Annotated in this window: 15 protein-coding genes; 5 read left to right on the forward strand and 10 right to left on the reverse strand. The window is 40.6% G+C overall.

Going from position 1 to position 20,256, the window contains the following annotated elements:
* Window positions 1–126: 126 nt before the first annotated feature.
* Both BUF11_RS21270 and BUF11_RS21275 read left to right on the forward strand, forming a co-directional pair.
* Window positions 127–849: an ABC transporter ATP-binding protein gene (locus BUF11_RS21270; protein WP_073590894.1), complete on the forward strand. Its 723-nt coding sequence runs from the start codon at window positions 127–129 to the stop codon at window positions 847–849.
* Window positions 850–870: 21 nt separating this feature from the next.
* Window positions 871–2,421, forward strand: a complete 1,551-nt coding sequence (locus BUF11_RS21275) for a putative ABC exporter domain-containing protein (protein ID WP_073590895.1) — start codon at window positions 871–873, stop codon at window positions 2,419–2,421.
* Window positions 2,422–2,580: 159 nt separating this feature from the next.
* On the opposite strand, the gene BUF11_RS21280 is transcribed toward BUF11_RS21275, so the two are convergent.
* From BUF11_RS21280 to BUF11_RS21290, 3 genes are all read right to left on the reverse strand, one after another.
* Complete coding sequence (locus BUF11_RS21280; RefSeq protein WP_073590896.1) at window positions 2,581–4,161, reverse strand: putative bifunctional diguanylate cyclase/phosphodiesterase; 1,581 nt, start codon at window positions 4,159–4,161, stop codon at window positions 2,581–2,583.
* Window positions 4,162–4,282: 121 nt separating this feature from the next.
* A complete protein-coding gene (gene gltA, locus BUF11_RS21285) occupies window positions 4,283–5,680 on the reverse strand; it encodes an NADPH-dependent glutamate synthase (protein ID WP_073590897.1) in 1,398 nt (465 codons plus the stop codon).
* Window positions 5,681–5,691: 11 nt separating this feature from the next.
* Window positions 5,692–6,588, reverse strand: a complete 897-nt coding sequence (locus tag BUF11_RS21290; protein ID WP_073590898.1) for a sulfide/dihydroorotate dehydrogenase-like FAD/NAD-binding protein — start codon at window positions 6,586–6,588, stop codon at window positions 5,692–5,694.
* A 229-nt stretch (window positions 6,589–6,817) separates the two neighbouring features.
* Here BUF11_RS21290 and BUF11_RS21295 point away from each other — a divergent pair, with 229 nt between their 5' ends.
* Window positions 6,818–7,513, forward strand: coding sequence for a response regulator transcription factor (locus BUF11_RS21295; RefSeq protein ID WP_073590899.1), 696 nt, complete (start codon window positions 6,818–6,820; stop codon window positions 7,511–7,513).
* A gap of 24 nt (window positions 7,514–7,537) precedes the next feature.
* Window positions 7,538–9,763, forward strand: coding sequence for a sensor histidine kinase (locus BUF11_RS21300; RefSeq protein WP_073590900.1), 2,226 nt, complete (start codon window positions 7,538–7,540; stop codon window positions 9,761–9,763).
* On the opposite strand, the gene BUF11_RS21305 is transcribed toward BUF11_RS21300, so the two are convergent.
* Window positions 9,760–10,278 (reverse strand): CYTH domain-containing protein, encoded by a 519-nt coding sequence (locus tag BUF11_RS21305; protein ID WP_073590901.1) that lies wholly within the window; start codon window positions 10,276–10,278, stop codon window positions 9,760–9,762. The genes BUF11_RS21300 and BUF11_RS21305 overlap by 4 nt on opposite strands.
* A 31-nt stretch (window positions 10,279–10,309) precedes the next feature.
* The gene (locus tag BUF11_RS21310; RefSeq protein ID WP_073590902.1) at window positions 10,310–10,969 is read right to left on the reverse strand and encodes an HD domain-containing protein; all 660 of its coding nucleotides are present in this window, start codon (window positions 10,967–10,969) and stop codon (window positions 10,310–10,312) included.
* 371 nt (window positions 10,970–11,340) lie between these two features.
* On the opposite strand from BUF11_RS21310, the gene BUF11_RS21315 reads away from it, so the two are divergent.
* Window positions 11,341–12,894 carry an ABC-F family ATP-binding cassette domain-containing protein gene (locus tag BUF11_RS21315; RefSeq protein ID WP_073590903.1) on the forward strand — a complete coding sequence of 518 codons (1,554 nt, stop codon included), beginning with the start codon at window positions 11,341–11,343 and terminating at the stop codon, window positions 12,892–12,894.
* Window positions 12,895–13,017: 123 nt separating this feature from the next.
* Here BUF11_RS21315 and BUF11_RS21320 read toward each other — a convergent pair whose 3' ends face one another.
* From BUF11_RS21320 to BUF11_RS24990, 5 genes are all read right to left on the reverse strand, one after another.
* Window positions 13,018–13,461 (reverse strand): GtrA family protein, encoded by a 444-nt coding sequence (locus BUF11_RS21320; protein WP_084558806.1) that lies wholly within the window; start codon window positions 13,459–13,461, stop codon window positions 13,018–13,020.
* 115 nt (window positions 13,462–13,576) lie between these two features.
* Window positions 13,577–15,802, reverse strand: a complete 2,226-nt coding sequence (locus tag BUF11_RS21325) for an S-layer homology domain-containing protein (protein WP_073590904.1) — start codon at window positions 15,800–15,802, stop codon at window positions 13,577–13,579.
* A gap of 17 nt (window positions 15,803–15,819) precedes the next feature.
* Window positions 15,820–17,145 carry an HlyD family type I secretion periplasmic adaptor subunit gene (locus tag BUF11_RS21330; protein ID WP_084558807.1) on the reverse strand — a complete coding sequence of 442 codons (1,326 nt, stop codon included), beginning with the start codon at window positions 17,143–17,145 and terminating at the stop codon, window positions 15,820–15,822.
* Window positions 17,146–17,151: 6 nt separating this feature from the next.
* The gene (locus BUF11_RS21335; protein ID WP_073590905.1) at window positions 17,152–19,335 is read right to left on the reverse strand and encodes a type I secretion system permease/ATPase; all 2,184 of its coding nucleotides are present in this window, start codon (window positions 19,333–19,335) and stop codon (window positions 17,152–17,154) included.
* A gap of 186 nt (window positions 19,336–19,521) precedes the next feature.
* Window positions 19,522–20,256 (reverse strand): calcium-binding protein (locus BUF11_RS24990; protein ID WP_278277169.1); only part of this gene is annotated, 735 nt, incomplete at its 5' end.

Consider the following 20,256-nt stretch of genomic DNA (forward strand, 5'->3'; position numbering starts at 1 on the left):
ATTTCATAATCCAATATATGTCTATCATAAATGATACCACTTTCTGCTATACTTCTTAAGTGCTTTCATGTATAATATTTCCATTCAATGCTTTGCTGTTCATGAAAGGAGTTAAACAAAGATATTATGATTGAGATTAAATATGTTACCAAGCGATACGGCAGTACCCTTGCCAATAACGACATCAATCTGGCAGCCAGTGACGGTGAAATAACTGTTTTACTTGGCGCCAACGGAGCAGGCAAATCCACTTTGATTAAATGCATTTGCGGACTGCTGCGCTTTGAGGGTTCTATCATGATTAATGGCTTTGATAATCACAGTATTGAAGCCAAAAGACTGTTAGGCTATGTCCCTGAACTTCCTGCCATGTATCCTATGTTAACGGTTGAGGAACATCTCCAGTTTATTGCCAGGGCTTACCGGTTAAAGAACTGGGAGGAATATGGCAAGGACCTTATGACCCGCTTCGAATTGCTGGATAAGAAAGAGAAACTGGGACAGGAACTCTCAAAAGGTATGCAGCAAAAGGTCAGTATCTGCTGTGCTCTTTTGCCCCGCCCGAAGGCCGTTATCTTTGATGAACCCTTTGTGGGATTAGACCCCCATGCTATCAGAGAACTTAAGCAGATGATAACCGCTTTACGTGAAGCAGGGAATTCCATTATCATAAGTACTCACATGATCGAGAGCATGGAGGAGACCTGGGATACGACTTACATTATGAAGAACGGAAGTATTATGGAAAACAAAAAGCGAAAAGACCTTAAGGGCAGCAGCAGTCTGGAAGCTATCTATTTTGCCATTACAGAAGGCTCTGCGTATCCTGGCGGCAGCAGTTCAAAATAAACCGGAGGAGAAGTTAAAATCATGAACAGTATTTTATATCTGACCTCAAGAATCATAAAAAATAAATTTATCCGTTTACTTCACAAGCCTGCCCATCTGGTGCTTTACCTGTTTGCCTTCGGAGTTCTTGCCTATTCCTTGCTCATCTCTCTTGAAATGCCTGCCATTCAGGCCTCTTACGGTAAAATACAATGGCTTTGTATCTTTTTTGCCTTTTATCTCGTTATCTTTTATTTTAACGCCGTTTCAAAGGGTCTCTCCTCCGGCAGCAGTTTTTTTGATATGAGTGATGTCAACCTGCTGTTTTGCGCTCCCGTAAACCCCAAACACATACTGGTTTACGGAATCTGTTCACAGGCAGGCAAAAGCTTATTGGGAGGCATCTTCCTGTTATTACAGGCAAATACTTTTATTTCCATGGGACTTACGACTCTGGATTTGTTTCTTTTCTTTGGAGGATATGTGCTGGCACTTCTCCTGTTCGAATTCATGTCTCTGTCCATTTATATTATCTCCAATCAAAAGGGAAACCGTAAGAATATTATTAAAGCAATCGCCTTTGCACCCTTTCTTCTGCTGGGGCTGTTTTTTCTGTATAACTTTCAGGGAAGCGGTAATTTTAATATTGCTCTGCTTTCTTGTGTTGAGAAGGGAGCACTGAAACTGATTCCTGTGGCAGGCTGGATAACGGAAGGTCTTAGGAACTACCTGTCAGGAAATATGCAGGGAATGGGATATAACCTGATTTTGACCCTGCTTATGGGTATATTCTTTTTGGCTGTGATTATCCTGTACCACTCGGATTACTATGAGGATGTTTTAGTTGCCACAGAAACTGCCTTTGAAAAGAAAAGAGCAATCAGTGAGGGAAATATCAATGCTATGGCCAATACCTCTAAGAAAATAAGAAAAGGAAAAAGGGAACTAAAAGGAATGGGCCCAAAGGCTTTGTTCTACAAGCATCTTTTGGAATCCTCCCGAGGAAACCGATTCTTCTTATTTGACGGCAGTTCCTTTCTTATGATAGCCGGTGCCAATATCGCGGCTTATTTGGGTAAGAGCAGTGTAGGTCCCATTCTGGTACTTTCTATATCCATGTACTTACAGAGCTTCTTTATCGGCACAGGAAGAGGATTAAAGGAGCTTTATACTCATTATATTTATTTGATACCGGAGTCTTCTTTTAAGAAAATTATCTGGAGCAACGCCGAAGTGATTGTAAAGCATACTCTGGAAAGCATATTCATGTTTTTCCTGCCTCTGCTTTTTACAAATTGGAATCCAATGACTGCCATACTCTGTGCCTTGGTCCGCAGCCTGTTTTCAGTCTTCCTTGTTTCAGCCAATTTACTGTCACAGCGTATATTTAAGGATGTGATCAGTCAGGGCCTGTTAGTTATAATTTATTTACTCTTTATTATTTTTGCCATGGCTCCCGGTATTATTGCCGCCTTTTACTATGGTCTGTTTGCTTTAAGCCTGTGGGAAGCCCTCCTGTCTCTTTTGTTTTTCTATCTTAGCAGAGGAGTTCTTCATAACAGCGACATACCAACCCTTCAAAAAAAGAATTGAACTAAGCCAAAAGACGGTTGCATTTTATATCAGGCCTCACAAAAGAAGCTCTATAGCTTTCAGTGTATTACTGAAAGCTATAGAGCTTCTTCTATCATTTGAATTATGTTTGCAACAGCCACATCTCCATGTTAATAAAAATGCAGCAATATGTTTACCTTACCGATTACTTAACAAAAATGCTTCTGCCTGGTCTGCCGGCAGCGCTTCACTGTATAAATAACCCTGTGCCTTATTGCATCTCACGCTCTTTAAAAACTGCTCCTGTTCACAGCTTTCTATTCCTTCCGCTGTTACTGTCAGGTTCATGCTCTGTACCAGGGCTATGGTTGATTCTATAATACTCTTATTGAAATCATCCGTAAACAAAGTATCTAAAAAGCTCTTATCCATCTTAATATTACTGATGGGATATATTTTCAAATAATTCATAGAAGAATAACCTGTTCCAAAATCATCCAGGGCAAAGGATATGCCAAGCTCATTCAGGGCTTCTATAACATATCTGGCATGCTCACTCTCCTGCAAGGCTACAGATTCTGTTATCTCTAACTCTATGCTTGCCGCATTAACCCCTATCTGTTCTATGAGATCTTTTACCTTATGATAGAAGTCATTGTCCTTTAGCTGCCTTACCGATATATTTATACTTATAGTAAGATCCTTATAGCCCTTATCCTGCCATTCCTTTAGCTTCTTTAATGCTTCTTCTATAACGATCATACCAATTGGTACAATTAGACCGGTTTCTTCTGAGAGCTTTATAAATTCAGCCGGCTTTAAAATTCCTCTTTCGGAATGCTCCCATCTTACCCGAGCTTCAAAGCCCGTAATCTTATCCGTCTTTAAATCAATCTGCGGCTGGTAATAGACCACGAATTCCTTTTTCTCAATCGCACGCCTAAGTTCTGCCTGGTTCTGTATCTTTTCCATTATCCGGTCATTCATGGCAGGCTTAAAATATGCAAAGGTATTTTTGCCGGTTATTTTAGCAGAGTACATCGCAGTATCCGCACTTTTTAAAAGTACCTGTGCTGTCTTGCCGTCCTTTGGTGCCATCGCAATACCAATGCTTACGGTAACAAAATATTCTTTAAGGGATAACACAAAAGGATACTCGAATACCTTAAGAATCTTTTTAATCTTATCTTCATATTCACCGATATCGGTAAAGTTCTGTGTCAGAATGACAAATTCATCGCTTCCCAGCCTTGACAGAAAATCATTTTCATCAATGGACTGTTTCAACCGGTGGGTAATATCAATCAGCAGTTCATCTCCATAAGAGTGTCCCAGACTGTCAGTAATCTGCTTGAAATCATCCACATCAATATACATAAGAGCTACCACTTCTTCATTCCGAAGGGTTAACATGATATTATCCAAAAGCTCCGTTAATGCATAATGGTTCGGAAGCTGCGTCAAAAGATCCGTATATGCTGTTTTTTTGAGCTTCTCATTACTTTTCTTAAGCTCTTCATTCTTTGCCTGATATTGGTTTCTGGTATTTACGGCTTCTTCATAAGAGGCCTCCAGAATATGATATTCCTCTGCCAATTCCTCTTTCTGTCCTACCAAAGCTTTATAAGCCCTACTCTTTTTATAATGGAGGATTGCAAATACGATTAGGAGAAGTATCCCTATGCCAGCCACTATAAAGAATATATTACCAGTAAGATATGGAATAATATATTTCTTATCCTCCCCCTGTGACTCAAGATTAATCATAGCATTTAACATTATCGTACCCCAATTTTCCTGGACTCTCCTTTTATACAGAGCCTGTTTTACAACATATTATACCAATAAACCGTTGATATAGCAATCATTTTTTGCACTTTGCACAGTCGCACCTGATTTATCAGGTACTCTCCTGCCTGTCCGTCAGATACTTATCAATGGCAGCAGCAGCCTTTTTTCCTGCACCCATAGCCAGAATTACCGTAGCCGCACCAATTACCGCATCCCCCCCGGCAAAGACTCCTTCTTTTGTAGTCCTTCCTGTTTCCTCATCAGCAATGATACAATTGTATTTATTGATATCAAGCCCTTCCGTAGTAGAAGATATCAGGGGATTAGGGCTGGTTCCAAGTGACATGATTACCGTGTCCACCGGAAGCTCAAACTCTGAATCTTTTTTAGGCACCGGCCTTCTTCTTCCCGAAGCATCAGGCTCTAAAAGTTCCATCTCTTCGCATCTTATTCCGTTCACCCATCCGTTTTCATCCACAAGGATTTCTGTGGGATTTGTCAGGAATCTGAATATGATTCCTTCCTCCTTGGCATGATGGACCTCTTCTACCCTGGCAGGAAGCTCCTCTTCACTTCTTCTGTAAACGACATAAACCTTTGCCCCAAGCCTTAGAGCTGTTCTTGCAGCATCCATTGCCACGTTACCGCCGCCTACCACTGCTACCGTATGCCCTGCCGCAATGGGGGTATCATAACTGGAATCAAATGCCTTCATCAGGTTATTTCTAGTAAGATATTCATTGGCAGAAAATACACCGTTTGCATTCTCCCCCGGAATTCCCATAAACTTTGGAAGTCCTGCTCCTGAACCGATAAAAACAGCCTCAAAGCCCTCCTCTTCCATAAGCTCATCGATTGTAACGGATTTTCCGATTACCACATTGGTTTCTATTTTGACACCAAGAGCTTTTACATTCTCAATCTCACTCTTAACAACACTTTCCTTGGGAAGACGGAACTCCGGTATGCCATATACCAATACTCCGCCGGGTTCATGAAGCGCCTCGAATATTGTCACATCATACCCCATCTTTGCAAGGTCACCCGCGCAGGTTAAGCCGGCAGGACCGGAACCGATGACAGCTGCCTTTTTGCCGTTTCTTTCTGCGGTGTTATCCGGCTTAATGCCATTTTCTCTTGCCCAGTCGGCAGCATAACGCTCTAATTTACCGATAGATACAGGCTCTCCTTTTATCCCCCTGATACACCTTTCTTCACATTGGCTTTCCTGGGGACATACTCTTCCGCAAACCGCAGGAAGGGCTGAGTACTTGCTTAGAACCTTATAGGCGCCTTCCGGATTGCCTTTCTCAATTTCCCGTATAAAACCCGGAATATCAATATTAACAGGACATCCCCCGATACATCTGGCATTCATGCACTTTAAGCACCTCTGTGCTTCCAGCTTTGCTTCTTCCTCATTATATCCCAAACATACTTCTTCAAAGTTATGTGCTCTTACTTTCGGGTCCTGTTCTCTGACAGGTACTTTTTTTAATACATCCATTTCTTTAGCTCCTATCTATCCGTGGGGTCACTGCAGCCGCAGCCGCCTCCTTTATGGGTTTCTCCTTCTTTTTCCTTTAAAACGGCTCTTCCTTCGACAGTTTTGTACATCTGCTGCCTTTTCATGGACTCATCAAAATCCACCAGATGCCCGTCAAATTCCGGTCCGTCCACGCAGGCAAACTTCACCTTCCCGCCCACTGTCAGCCTGCACGCTCCGCACATTCCGGTTCCGTCCACCATAATGGGATTCATGCTTACAATGGTAGGAATCTTAAGTTCCTTTGTAAGGAGACAGACAAACTTCATCATAATGACGGGTCCGATGGCTATCACGCAGTCATAATGCTTTCCCTGGGTTTTTACAAGGTCTTTGATGCAGTCATTCACATTTCCCTTAAAGCCGTAGGAACCGTCATCCGTTGCCACATAGACATTCTTTGCAACCTTTTTCATTTCCTCTTCCAGAATAATCAGGTCTTTGTTTCTTGCTCCAATAATGCAGTCCACCTCATGTCCCTGTTCCTTCATCCATTTCACCTGTGGGTACACCGGTGCGGTACCGACACCGCCTGCCACAAATAATATCTTTTTTTCATGAAGCTCCGTGGAGGGCTCATCAATTAATTCCGATCTGTTTCCTAAGGGGCCGGCAAAATCCATAAATTCCTCCCCCTCTTCATAGCCAGCCATGCGTTTTGTTGACGAACCGAGTGCCTGAAATACGATTGTTACACTTCCTTTTTCCCTGTCATAATCACAAATGGTAAGTGGAATACGTTCTCCCTTTTCATCCATCTTAACTATGACAAATTGCCCCGGATAGCAGGATTTCGCTACTCTTTTTGCCTCAATATCCATCAGATAAATATTAGGCGCCAGGATTTCTTTTTTTAATATTTTATACATGACTTTTCCTCCTGCCTCTATCTCTCACCTGTTACTTTTTTGCATAATTATAAACTTTATACATTATCGCTTTTAATGTTTTACATTATAAAATATCCGGCATAAAAAATCTACCCTTTTCCTTCACAGAAAACTATAATTATTCAGTTTTCTATTTATAAATACTGGATGTTTTACACAAAATAAGATATAATGACCTTTAAGAATACAACAGATTCGGAGGGATACTATGTATACTATACTGGTTTGTGATGATGACAAAGAAATTGTAGATGCAATTCAAATATACTTAAGTGCAGAAGGCTATAGCATTATTAAGGCTTATAACGGCAAGGAAGCTCTGGACGTTATCGAGTCCACAGAGATTCACCTTGCTCTTTTAGATATTATGATGCCGGAAATGGACGGTATCCGTGTAACCATGAAATTAAGGGAAAACAACAGCACACTCCCCATTATCCTGCTGACTGCCAAGTCCGAGGACAGTGACAAAGTACTTGGGTTAAATGTCGGTGCCGATGATTATATTACCAAGCCCTTTAACCCTCTGGAGCTCATCGCAAGGGTAAAGTCTGCTTTAAGAAGATATACAAAGCTTGGCAGCATTGTATCCGAGGAACAAAATATCTATTCTTCCGGCGGACTTGTTGTAAATGATGACAGAAAAGAAGTTTATGTGGATGGAGAGCTGATCAAACTTACTCCCATTGAATATAATCTGTTAAAATTACTGGTCAAAAACAAGGGAAGGGTATATTCCATCAATGAAATCTATGAATTGATTTGGAATGAACCCTCTTATGGCGCAGATAATATTGTAGCAGTGCATATCAGACACATTCGTGAAAAGATTGAAATCAACCCAAAGGAACCGAAATATTTAAAGGTGGCCTGGGGTATTGGATACAAGGTTGAAAAATATTAGTCATTTGGGAAAGGCAGTGTTTTTATGAATAGAATCAAAGGCTCTGTGTATATTAAAATATTGATACATATAGCACTCTTTCTGTCGGGTTTAACTTTGACAATCGGGACTTACCATATTTTTACGTATCTTGATTCCTACACGACAAATATTATGGATTTTAAGGAAACTTCTGAATTCCAAAATAAGTTTTTAAAATATGTAGAGAGAGTTGCTGTGTATGTAGACTACAGGGAAAAAGGATATTCCGGCAGTATCGGCTTTGATTCCTCCTCTTCTGATATTTCCTCACTTTTTGAAAAAGAAGTGTACAACCCCAAAACAAAAAAGAAGAATACCGATGCCAGCAGTGAACAGGAAAAATTTGATTATTATAACGCTATCTTAAACCAGACCAACAGCAATTTCCTTTACTATGTAAAGAATATCAAAACAGGTGATGTCTATGCTTCTGCCGGTCTTGAAAACAAGGTCTATAAGACCAATGAGAAAGACAAAAACAAGATGACGCTCAAGGAATATCTGGAGCATGTCAAGCTGACCAACAGTGCATACCTTATTATCAATACGGAAACCGAAAAATATGCTACGAACGTAAACCGCAATTACCAGTACCTTAATGACGAAAATCTAAGCTGGGTTATTGATTATATCAAAGGAAATGTTATAAACGGAACGGACAACACGGAAACCAACCGCGGTGACTATATCATTTGCACCACTATTGTGAATAATTTCCCCAATAAAGCAGATGAATTCGGTACCATGTACCATCATTTTAATCTCCTTTACCGCAATTATTCCAATTCCCTGCATCCGGTTCCCATATCCTTTGTTATGCTCCTGGTATTTTTAATCCTCACCGTATTCTTTACCGGACATTCAAAGAATTCGGATGAGATTGTGCTGTTAGGCTTTGATAAGCTGAAAACGGAATCCGGCCTTATTCTGCTGACCGGCGGTATTGCCATCCTTTACACGGTTTCCGTAAAACTGTGCAAGTACCTGTATCACGGTTATAGTTTTGATTACTCTATTCTTCTTGGAATCGGGTATTCTATCCTGTATCCCTTTTGCATGTTCGGCCTTTTAAGCCTGGTCCGCAGAGTGAAAAAGAATATTCTGATTTCGGATTCCTACCTTCGTATCTTTGGACTTAAACTGAAGGATTTTATCAGGAAATTTTTCGCAGAAAGGAGCATTACCTTCCGCTTTGCCGGACTTCTCCTCCTTTTTGCCGCTATTGAGACCGCAGGCTTTCTTATCTATAAATTTGCCTTAGTTCCTCATCGGATACAGTTTTTTCTGATTGTCAGTATTCTGGGTTACCTGATTCTTTTCTATGTAACAATTAAGCAGGTAATTGATTTTAAGATAATAAGCCTGGAAACGAAAAAGCTGGCAGATGGCGATCTCAATCACAAGATACCGGTTGAAAATATGCATGAGCCTGCCCTTTCCCTTGCCCTCGACATTAATAATATCAGCGAAGGCTTTTCCGCCGCAGTGGATGAAAAGGTAAAAAGCGAACGCTTAAAGACTGAGCTTATTGCAAATGTCTCCCACGACATTAAGACACCTCTGACCTCCATTATTAATTATGTGGATTTGCTGAAAAAGGAGAATCTTAATAATGAAACCGCCAAAGGTTATCTGGACGTGCTTTCAGGTAAGACCTGGCGTCTTAAGACATTAATAGAAGACCTTGTAGAAGCCTCAAAAGCCTCTTCCGGCACTTTGGTATTAAATCTTGAGTGTTTAAATCTTGTAGAGCTCGTTAGACAGTCTCTTGGGGAATTTGAAGACAAGTTCGCCGACCATAAGATTGAGACGGTACTTACGGTATCACAGGAACCGCTTTATATTATGGCAGACGGCAGAAGCACCTACCGTATTATCGAAAATATATTTTCCAATGTTGTAAAATATGCCTTAAGCGGCACCAGAGCTTACATCAATATCTATGCCGAAGGGGACATGGCAGTAGTATCCGTAAAGAATATTTCGGCGGCCAAGCTTAATATCAGTTCGGAAGAGCTGATGGAACGCTTTGTAAGAGGTGATTCTTCAAGAAATACAGAAGGAAGCGGCCTTGGCCTGTCCATTTCCAAGAGCCTGGCTGCCGTACAGGAAGGAACCTTTGACATTGAGCTGGACGGTGATCTTTTTAAAGCTGTCTTAAAATTCGGCAAGCTGAACGACTACACCAATGAGATTAGAATAGCAAAGGAAAGTGACATCTTACACTAAGAGTCACTTTCCTCTTTTGTTAAGCCAAGCTTTAATTCCGAAAGATTTTCAGTCATAGCAAGAACATTATTCTTATACCGGTCATCAAAGGTTACTTCCTCCAAAAACCAATCCGGCATCTTAAAATCCTTTGCCTCCTCTTCTGACTTAAATTCTACTTCTGCAAAGATTAACCCTTTAAGCTCTCCTTCAAAGATATCCAGTTCTGCCTTCAGTCCATCAGAAAGAGGTATCAGATAGCGGTTCTTTGTTATCAGTCTGGAATCTGCCTTTTCCCGCAAATGGTAATATGCTTCTTTTGTAAGCGGAAGCTCCACTTCCTCACAGACAAGTGCGACTCTGCTGTCAGCCTGTACATTCAGTCTTGACTTATAGGTCATATAATATTCTTCATTGCTTTTTCTTATCCGAATAACAGGGTTCGTACAAAGATATCCCTGTTCAATTTTCTTTTTCTCATAGTCTGCAAGATTACCCGGCAGCCTGCGAAGCAAGAATTTTCTCTCTGTTTCCATGGATATTGATACCTCTTATATTTTTCTTTTATTATAACACCTTCTGACCGTTTATTACCAGTTGGAACCTTAAATCCAGCTTCTGGGCGGCCTTCTTGCATAAAACCATGCGGTCCAAAAATATTTCAAAATAATCCATCACCGAGGAGAACTCCGTATCAATAGTCAAGCTTAAGGTTATCTTATTCTTTTCTTCGTTTATAACTGTCTCTGCCTCTTTAACGGCATAATTTACCCGATCATGAATATCAAAGCTTGCCAGATCACGGTTTCTTACCCTGGTATAGCGTACATCCGTCTTATCTGCCAATATAAGAGCTGCTGCTACCTCATTTACCGGAAAGGCAGTATTCTCATCATGGTTTCCGATAGCGGATATAACTACCGCAATATCCTCCGCATCCACCCCCTGTCTGTCCAGAATACGAAATGCCATGACTGCCCCGCTCTGGGCATGGTCAACACGGTTTATCACATTCCCGATATCATGCATATAAGCCGCTATCTGTGCCAGTTCCACTGTTCTTTGCGGATACCCCATAGTGGTAAGTATATATTTTGCCTTTTCTGCCACAAGTCCCACATGGGCAAAACTGTGCTCGGTATATCCCAAAGCTCCCAAGGCTTCATCTGCTTTCTGTATATACGTCTTTATCTGTGGAATCTTCTTAATTTCACTATAAGTGATCAAACTATTACCTCCTGGAAGCCATTTTTGTCTTCCTGTTTTATATTTTACCTGCACGGATTTTTTATACGAAGATATAAATGCAGGGTGGTACCATTATAGCAGCAACATACTTTGCCAGTGTAAATTCTGTGTAAATTTCTTTACTCTCCAAACCCATGCATGGGGAATTTGCAATTGTAAATTCCCTGCCCAAATAGGAAGTGAAAATTGCCTTTTAATTTTCATATTATCACTGTTATTATATCAGATATTCACAAAAATGAAAAGAAATACAATACCGCATACATTTCTCTTGAAAATATTAAAAAAATATGTATAATTTATTAAGTGACTTTTAAGAAATCAGAAAGAATTATTTGCAAGGAGTACTTATGAGTATTTTAAACGTTGAAAATCTCACTCATGGCTTTGGTGACAGGGCTATTTTTAATAATGTATCTTTCCGCCTTTTAAAGGGGGAGCACATTGGACTGATTGGTGCCAATGGAGAAGGCAAATCCACTTTCATGAATATCGTTACGGGAAAGCTGATGCCGGATGAAGGCACCGTACAGTGGGCTAAGAATGTCAGAGTGGGATATCTTGACCAGCACTCCGTTCTGGAAAAAGGAATGACTATCAGGGAGGTCTTAAAATCTGCCTTTTCCTATCTCTTTGAACTGGAGAAGAAAATGAACGATTTATGCAATCAGATGGCTGATGCAGATTCCGATACTCTAATGGGTATTATGGAGGAGTTCGGTACCATACAGGAAACCCTTGATAACAATAATTTCTATATTATAGATACCAAAGTAGAAGAAATCAGTCATGCATTGGGACTTGATGCCATTGGCCTCGATATGGATGTAACAGAGCTTAGCGGCGGGCAGCGTACCAAGGTCCTCTTAGGAAAGCTGTTATTGGAAAAACCTGATATTCTGCTATTGGATGAGCCGACTAATTATCTGGATACCATCCACATTGAGTGGCTGAAACGCTACCTGAATGAATATGAGAATGCCTTTATCCTTATCTCCCATGATATTCCCTTCTTAAACAGCGTAATAAATATCATCTATCATGTGGAGAATACGGAGCTGACACGGTATGCCGGCAATTATGATAAATTTATGGAAGTCTACGAGATAAAGAAGGCACAGCTTGAAAGTGCTTATAAGAGACAGCAGCAGGAAATAAACGAACTTCAGGACTTCGTTGCCAGAAACAAGGCAAGAGTTTCCACCAGGAATATGGCAATGTCCAGGCAGAAGAAGCTGGACAAAATGGACGTTATTGAGCTTGCCAAAGAAAAGCCCAAGCCCGAATTTAACTTCAGAGAGGCCAGAGCCGCAGGACGGTATATCTTCCAGACAGAGCATCTTGTAATTGGTTATGACGAGCCTCTTTCAAAACCCCTGACACTTGCCATGGAGCGCGGGGATAAGATCGTACTAAAGGGCGCCAATGGTATCGGTAAGACAACGTTACTTAAGAGTATCATTGGTCTTATTTCCCCCCTGGAAGGTAAGGTTATCTTAGGTGATTATCTGTTTAAGGGATATTTTGAACAGGAAATGAGCGGTGCGAAAAATAATACCTGTATCGAGGAAATATGGCGTGAATTTCCTTCCTATTCCCAATATGAGGTACGTTCTGCCCTTGCCAAATGCGGCCTTACTACAAAGCATATCGAGAGCCAGGTAAGGGTCTTAAGCGGCGGTGAGCAGGCAAAAGTACGCTTATGCAAACTAATAAATAAGGAAACCAATATTCTTTTGTTAGATGAGCCTACCAACCATCTGGACGTTGATGCCAAAGATGAATTAAAACGCGCCCTTAAGGAATACCGCGGAAGTATCCTTCTTATCTGCCATGAGACTGACTTTTATGAAGACTTTGCAACGAAGGTCTGGGACTGCTCTAACTGGTCCACCAAAATATAAAAATAGAATGGCAGTAAGAGTATTTCTTAAAAAGTACTCTTACTGCCGTTTTCATAGTTTATATTTTAATAGTCCGCAGGAAATTTCCTATCCATTATAAGACATTCAGCAAAGAACGCATATCTATGCCTCTGCGGTGTCTTTTTTGTTTTCGACAAATATATAAAATTTGCTTAGGATATAATTTATAACGATTACAATTACAGCCAGCCCTGCCTTAACAGCCATGTTGTTCCAATGAATCAGGTTTACGAAAAGGAACAGCCCTCCCTCTTCTACTCCAAGGGAAAAGATTCGTGCAAGGAAGAACTTTGACATCTTCGATAATTCCTCTTTCAAAGAGGCCCTCTTATCCTGAAACACCCAACCGGCATTTACGAAATAAGCAAAGGTTACGGCCACCACCCAGGCTATAATATTGGCAATCAGATGGTTCATCATAACCTGGTAGCATAATCCATAATATGTGACCATATTAACTGCAGTTGTCATAACTCCGGCAATAACATAGACAATCGTTTCACGGTTCACTAACTTTTTCGCTATCTTCTTTATATTCATCAGCATTGATATACTTCTCCTTATGCTATTTTAGGGATACCAATTCACTCTTATTACTTAAAAATATAAGGCCATGGATTTTATTTTACCACATTGCAGTGTTTTAATAAACAAATTTATACTACCACTTCATAATATCTACAACTTCACCATCATAGCCAAATAATAGAGTCACCGCACTTCCTATCTTTATAGAAGCAAGTTTGTCAAAATCCATGTCTTCGCTCAAGTCATAGGGGTGTTCGACACCATCCGTATCCTTTATCTTTATACCCTTCGGAGAAAGTCTGTTCGGCGTAAACCCTGAAATTATCCCCTGCTGTCTATTGGCTATAACAAGCAAGTAAGGGTTGTTATTCCATATATCTGAAACTATGTATACCACATCGTTGTACATAATCTGGTTATAGTTTATTAAGTCTCCATCTTTTATTATGTTGCTATATCCTGTAAACCCGGATGGTCCAACCTTGGGGTTACTGTATACCGGATCAATAACAATTGCATATTCATATCCCGTTTTGCTTTTATTATAAGTAAATATGATTGATGTATCTACCTGTAAAATATCTTTGATGCTCTCCAGGCTAATATTTGTCCCATTATGGTAGTATAAAGTTTTATCAGAAAGAGTCCTGCTTTCTATTGCCGCTTCGTCTCCATTTTTGTACATAATCGTTGACTCTACCGAACTTAGAACGGTGACCGCTTCAGTTTCTCTAAGCCTTTCACCCGCTTCAATTATTGTATCATCAGCAATGGTAAGCTTGTATTCATTGCCCGTTTCAAGCTTTATACTGCCATCTACCAGGTAAAAAGTTCCCTGGTTGGTCCGTACCTGTCTAGAACCAGCTTTACCTGAAGAACTTGATTCGTCCAAAATTATACCTTGTACTTCCTTACCAGGTTCGTGGTCAAGTCCAATTATATCCACAACTTTATTGTCATATCCCATTAATGCGGCTATATTGTCATTCACCTTAAACGCACCTTTTGAACTGTTTATCTTATTTAATTCCATGTCTTTTCCAAGCTCCAACTCCTTGTCGTCAATCTTTATCCGGTTTGGAGACAGTTTATTCGGCAATATTTCTTTTAACTTACCTTCGGTTCTACTGCTTACAACCAGTATATATCTGTTGGAGCCCCATATATCAGTCACTTCATAAACAACATCATTATCTTCAAGCCCTGAAGCATCAATAATATCACCAGCCCTGACAATATCAGGATCATCGTAAAAGCTGATACTTCCAAGCCTTTTACTGGACTTATCAAAGTTCTTGCATATTTCAGGTTTTTTATATACAGGGTCAAAAATTACTGCATATTCGTACCCCACCTTATCATTATCATGAACTAATACCAAAGAGGAATCTGCCTGAAGAATATCCTGTATCCCTGTATAACCTTGCTTTTGTCCCTTGTAATAGTACTGGGTATTTTCAGGTAAAACTATCTTCTCTGTTTTACCTGCATTTTTGCAAGTTATTGTGGTACCAACAAAACTGCTTACCGTAACCTTTTTTGAAGGTTTGACCATATTCATAACTTTTAGTATTTTATCGTCATATATAATGAACCTGTATTTTGCTCCAAGCTCTATTTTGGACGTTGAATCCAATAGGTAGTAAGTACCTTTGTCCGTTGTTATTTGTGAATTGGCTAGGCTGTTAAGAATTTTTGAGTTTGCCAGAACAATAGCCTCCGTATATAAAGAAGGCACATCTTTAAGCATCTTATTAAGGTTTTCCAGCTTGTTGTTCTTAACATTGGTTATCCATATTTTGTCTATCATTACAGCGGCGGCCCATCTTTGAAGTTTATCGCCGCTCTTTAGCGCTATCCCCTGGCTCACCCCAAGGTTCCTTGCTTTTTTGACGCAACCACTATCAGGCACATTTTTTTCACTAAACCCGAGAACTCTCACAATAGCAATACAGGCTTGTGAGAAAGTTATATCCTCTTCCGGAGAAAAATTGCGTGCAGTAATGCCCTTCATAATCCCCTTCTTGTACGCAACAGCCACATAACCATTAAAGCTTGTACCTGCTTTCACATCATCAAAAATCCGTGTACCCTTAAGAGCTTTTGCCTCATCTGCATACCCTGCCGCCATAACTATTATCTTTGCAAACTGCTCTCTTGTAATATACCCTTTAGGCTTGAAAGCCTCATCTTCATTGCCTCTCATAAGTCCCAGCGCAGTCACTCTGTTCACGGCTCCGGCATACCATGAGTCTTGGGAAATATCATTAAATTCCGCATAAGATACCGTAGTTGTACACAACAGAAGAATAACTGCCGCTACAAAAGCCCTCGCAACAAATTTCCATTTACCAAACATAATACTCCCAGCCTTTCCTATCTCATCCGTAAGCTTTCCTTGACGCTCTTTGTGAAGGGATCAAGGAAAAATTCTATTATTTTTCTCTTCCCGGTCTTTACCTCTACCGTTGCTGTCATGCCTGGAACAATATTAACACATTTATCTACGACAAATACTTCCGTTTTATCCATTTGAACCTTGATTTTATAAACAGTTCCCAACTTTTGATCCTCATATGCATCAGGGCTTACGGCTATAACTTTTCCTTTGACAACCCCATACCTCTGAAAGGGAAATGTGTCAAACTTTATTTCTGTCTCTTGTCCAACCTTTATAAACCCAATATCCTGATTTAGTACCAATGCTTCCACAACAAGAGTGGCATCATCCGGAACGATGGACATGATGGGTTGTGCAGGTGTAACTACCCCTCCGATAGTATTGGTGGTCAATCCGTTAACGGTTCCGTCTACCGGTGAACTAAGTTTCTGGAATTTCAGCATTTCTTTTTCCTTATTTAATTGTGCTTCGATATCTATTATTTTTTTGTCCCTGTCCAGTATCAGATTGAGTAATTGATTTTCCCGGTCTTTTTGCAAAGCATTCAGTTCTTCCTCGTCAGCCTTCAGATCGGCCTTCGACTGCCGAACCTTAAGCACTTGTTTCTGGTAGCTGTTCTCTGCATCGAAAAGGTCATCATTCTTATCGTCCACATCTTCTTTCGGTGCTCCCACATCTTCATATAGAGCCTTTAAGTCTGATTGCTCCTCTGTCAACTTGGAACGTTTCTTCTCAATACCGGACAATTCATATTTGTCTATGTCTAATTGATCCTGGCTTTGTGATATCCTGGATTTTGCACTTTCTTCCTTCGCCTTGAATTCAGCCTCACTTGCTTCCATCTGCTGTCTTTCGGACTGCAGTATATCTTCCGGAAGCGTGGATGCAATCAGTATATTATCAATGCTTTTATTTTTCAGTTCGGCACTGTAAATGTCTTTTTCAAGTTTTGCAATATCCAGTGATTTTTGGGTGCTATCTATGTCTATCTGTTTTGTTGACGAATCCAATTCCATAAGAGGCTGGCCCATCTTTACCCGCTGTCCCTCACTTACATAAATTTTAGTAATTGTACTTAGCTCCAAAGGTTGGATGACTTTTACATTTCCTTCGGGAATTACTTTGCCTCTTGCTGTTGCCACTTCATCTATTTTTCCAACATATGACCACACCAGGGCAATAATTAAGATGGCAAATATTGTCCAAATAGTAAATCTTCCCAGAGGAGAAGGTGGTGTCTCCTCAATTTCCAATGCAGGAGGCAAAAATTCATATTCAAGGTTGTCTCTCTTAAAAAGCATATTATATTAAATCCCCCTTTCCTGCTGGCTGTAAAGATGACTGTAAAGACCTTTTCTGGCTAACAGCTCCTCATGGCTTCCGTATTCAATAAGGTTTCCACGGTCAATAGCCATTATTTTATGTGCGTCCCTTAATGTTGAAAGCCTGTGCGCAATGATAATAACCGTTCTTCCCTGACACATCAGTTTCAGGTTTCTTTGAATAATGCTTTCCGATTCATAATCCAATGCAGATGTAGCCTCATCAAAAATCAATATTCTTGGATTTGTGAGCAGCGCCCGGGCAATTGCAATTCTCTGCCTTTGTCCCCCCGAGAGTGCAGAACCTTTTTCACCGACCATCGTATCATAGCCTTCAGGAAGCTCAAGAATAAAATCATGTGCTCCCGCAATTTTCGCCACTCTCACAATCTCATTCATGCTTATGGAAGGATAATGAATTGAAATATTCTCACGTACTGTCCCATTAAATAAGAAGTTTTCCTGCAGCACAACGCCAATCTGCCTTCTTAGCCATGACGGGTCTGCAAGTGATATATCCACACCATCTATCAGTATCTTTCCGGCTTCCGGGATATAAAGCCTCTGCATAAGCTTAGAGATAGTGCTCTTTCCCGAGCCGCTCCTTCCTACAATTCCTATTATCATGCCCGGCCGTATATCAAAGGACATGTCCCTGATTACCTCAGGCCCGTCTATCCTGTACCTGAACCTGACCTTTTCAAATCTTATGTGCCCGTTAATGGCAGGCAGCTTTGCCTTGGCCGGGTCCATGGAAGGCTCGGGTGTCGTATTGAAAATATCTCCAAGCCTTTCTATGGATAAGCCTGTCTGCTGGAAATCCTGCCAAAGCTGTACAAGCCTTAAAATAGGATTACTGACTCTTCCCGACAGCATTCGAAAGGCCACCAACTGTCCCACACTTATATCTCCGGTCATTACAAGCCTGGCTCCAAGCCATAAGATTAGCAAATCCGATACTTTCTGGATAAACTGTCCTATTGCTCCGGCTACTCCTGATAATGTCGAGGTCTTAAAGCTGGACTTGATATAATTTGATATCAGCCCTTCCCACTTTTTTTGTGCTTCCGGCTCAAGAGCAAAGGATTTTACCGTCTGTACCCCCGTAACGGCTTCAACCAGGTAGGATTGCTGTTCTGCTCCGCAGTTAAACTTTTCATCCAGCCTGTGCTTTAATAAAGGGGTTACAATAAGAGAGAGAGCAACAAAAAAAGGGAGCGTTGCCAGCACTATAAAGGTAAGGCTGGTACTGTAAAAGAACATTACTGCTATGTATACGATAATAAACATCACATCCAGTACTGAGGTCAAGGGTGCTCCGGTTAAGAATTGTCTTATATTTTCCAATTCCCTGACTCTCGCTATGGTGTCCCCCACTCTTCTAACCTCAAAATACCGGAGCGGAAGCATAAAAAGATGTTTGAAGAGTCTTGCTCCAAGTGTTACATCAATTCTGCTGGTAGTATGTGTGAAAACATATGTCCGTGAAATATTGATAATGGCCTCAAAAACCGTCACAACTATTATTCCGATGGTAAGCACGTTAAGAGTTGTAATTCCTTTATGTACAAGCACCTTGTCAATGATTACCTGCATAAATACGGGTGTAACAAGTCCAAAAAGCTGTAATACCAGAGAAGCTATCAGCACTTCTGCCAAAGGCTTTCTGTATTTCCAGATGACTGGAAGAAACCATTTGATACCGAATTTATGGTCTGAACTTTTATACCCTCTTGGAGTAAGCAGTATTACACTGCCGTTCCATTTTTCGATAAACTCTTCTTTCGTTATAATTTTAGTTCTTCCCTCTACAGGATCAAGAACTAGTATTTTCTGTTCTTCGATTCCGGCCAGTATAATAAATTCACCTGACTTAAACTCTGCAATAGCAGGAAGAGGAAGCTTTGAGAGTCTTTCAAACTTAACTGGGGCATCTTTTGCCTTTAAACCCAGCTCTTTTGCCGCCCTTAACAAATCAATCCTTGACATGCCTTTTTCGCCTATGGCAAAGGCATGCTTTATCTGGTCAGGATCGGCGCTTATACCATGAAATTTGGCAAGCATAATAAAGCAGTTTAAACCTGTGTCAACTGCACTCCTGCTTTGTTCTCTGTTTGCATCTTCCGTACCTGATTCAGCTTCTACCCTGGTGTTAACTATTTTGTCCATATTATTTGACCTCAGTTAATATTCATTTTAGGTTTATCTTGTTATGTACGATATGCCAGCCTCAAACCGGCATAAAAATAGATTTATGCAAAGTGCACTTATTCTACATTCCGCATAAATCTATCTTTCCTCTCTAGCTTATGCTATCTACATATCCTGACATGTATTGCTTGAAGTATGTATTTCCTATGCATTCTGATGGGACCAGTATTGTGTCAGGATGGCCTGTACCTCTTCCGGCTTTTGTTGAATTGCCTGATTCCAGGATATGCCGCTTTGCTGGCTAAATACGGCCATAGACTGTATCAATTGGTCAACCTGGCTGTTGAGTAACTGACTTCCGTCAGAAGCCTTAAACACCTCTGTCTGGTATGCGGCCCCTGAATACCATGATTGTATGGTTAACTGGTCAGTTGTATTGGCATTTGAAACTTTAAGGCTGCTTCCATCCTTGCTGAATATTAGATTTAGTGTATTTTCTCCGATATCGACGATGTCTTTATTTCCACTTGTTGAATCATAATCGTATATGGTGTCCTGTCCATAATTCTTTTCCAGAGAATAGTTGTCGTTCCCGGTTCCTCCATCCATGTAATCATTTCCGGTTCCTCCATATAAGGTATCATTTCCGGATCCTCCATACAGTCGGTCATCTCCGTTTCCTCCATAGAGGGTGTCGTTCCCTCCTACTCCGGACAGAGTATCATTCCCTCCTAGTCCGTCTATGGTATCATCGCTTTCCTCATATCCTGTTATGATGTCATTTCCCTCCGTTACAGCCAGCACAGCATTCCTGATATAGGGGATATCCCAGATGGTCCCTTCTACAAAACTTATCTTCTCTATCTTATTGGTATTCGCTCCATAATTACCGCCGTTCTTATCATAATAGCTGAAGTATGCCTCTAACACTACCTTATC

This window comes from Anaerocolumna xylanovorans DSM 12503 (assembly GCF_900143645.1).
GTDB classification, from domain to species: domain Bacteria; phylum Bacillota; class Clostridia; order Lachnospirales; family Lachnospiraceae; genus Anaerocolumna; species Anaerocolumna xylanovorans.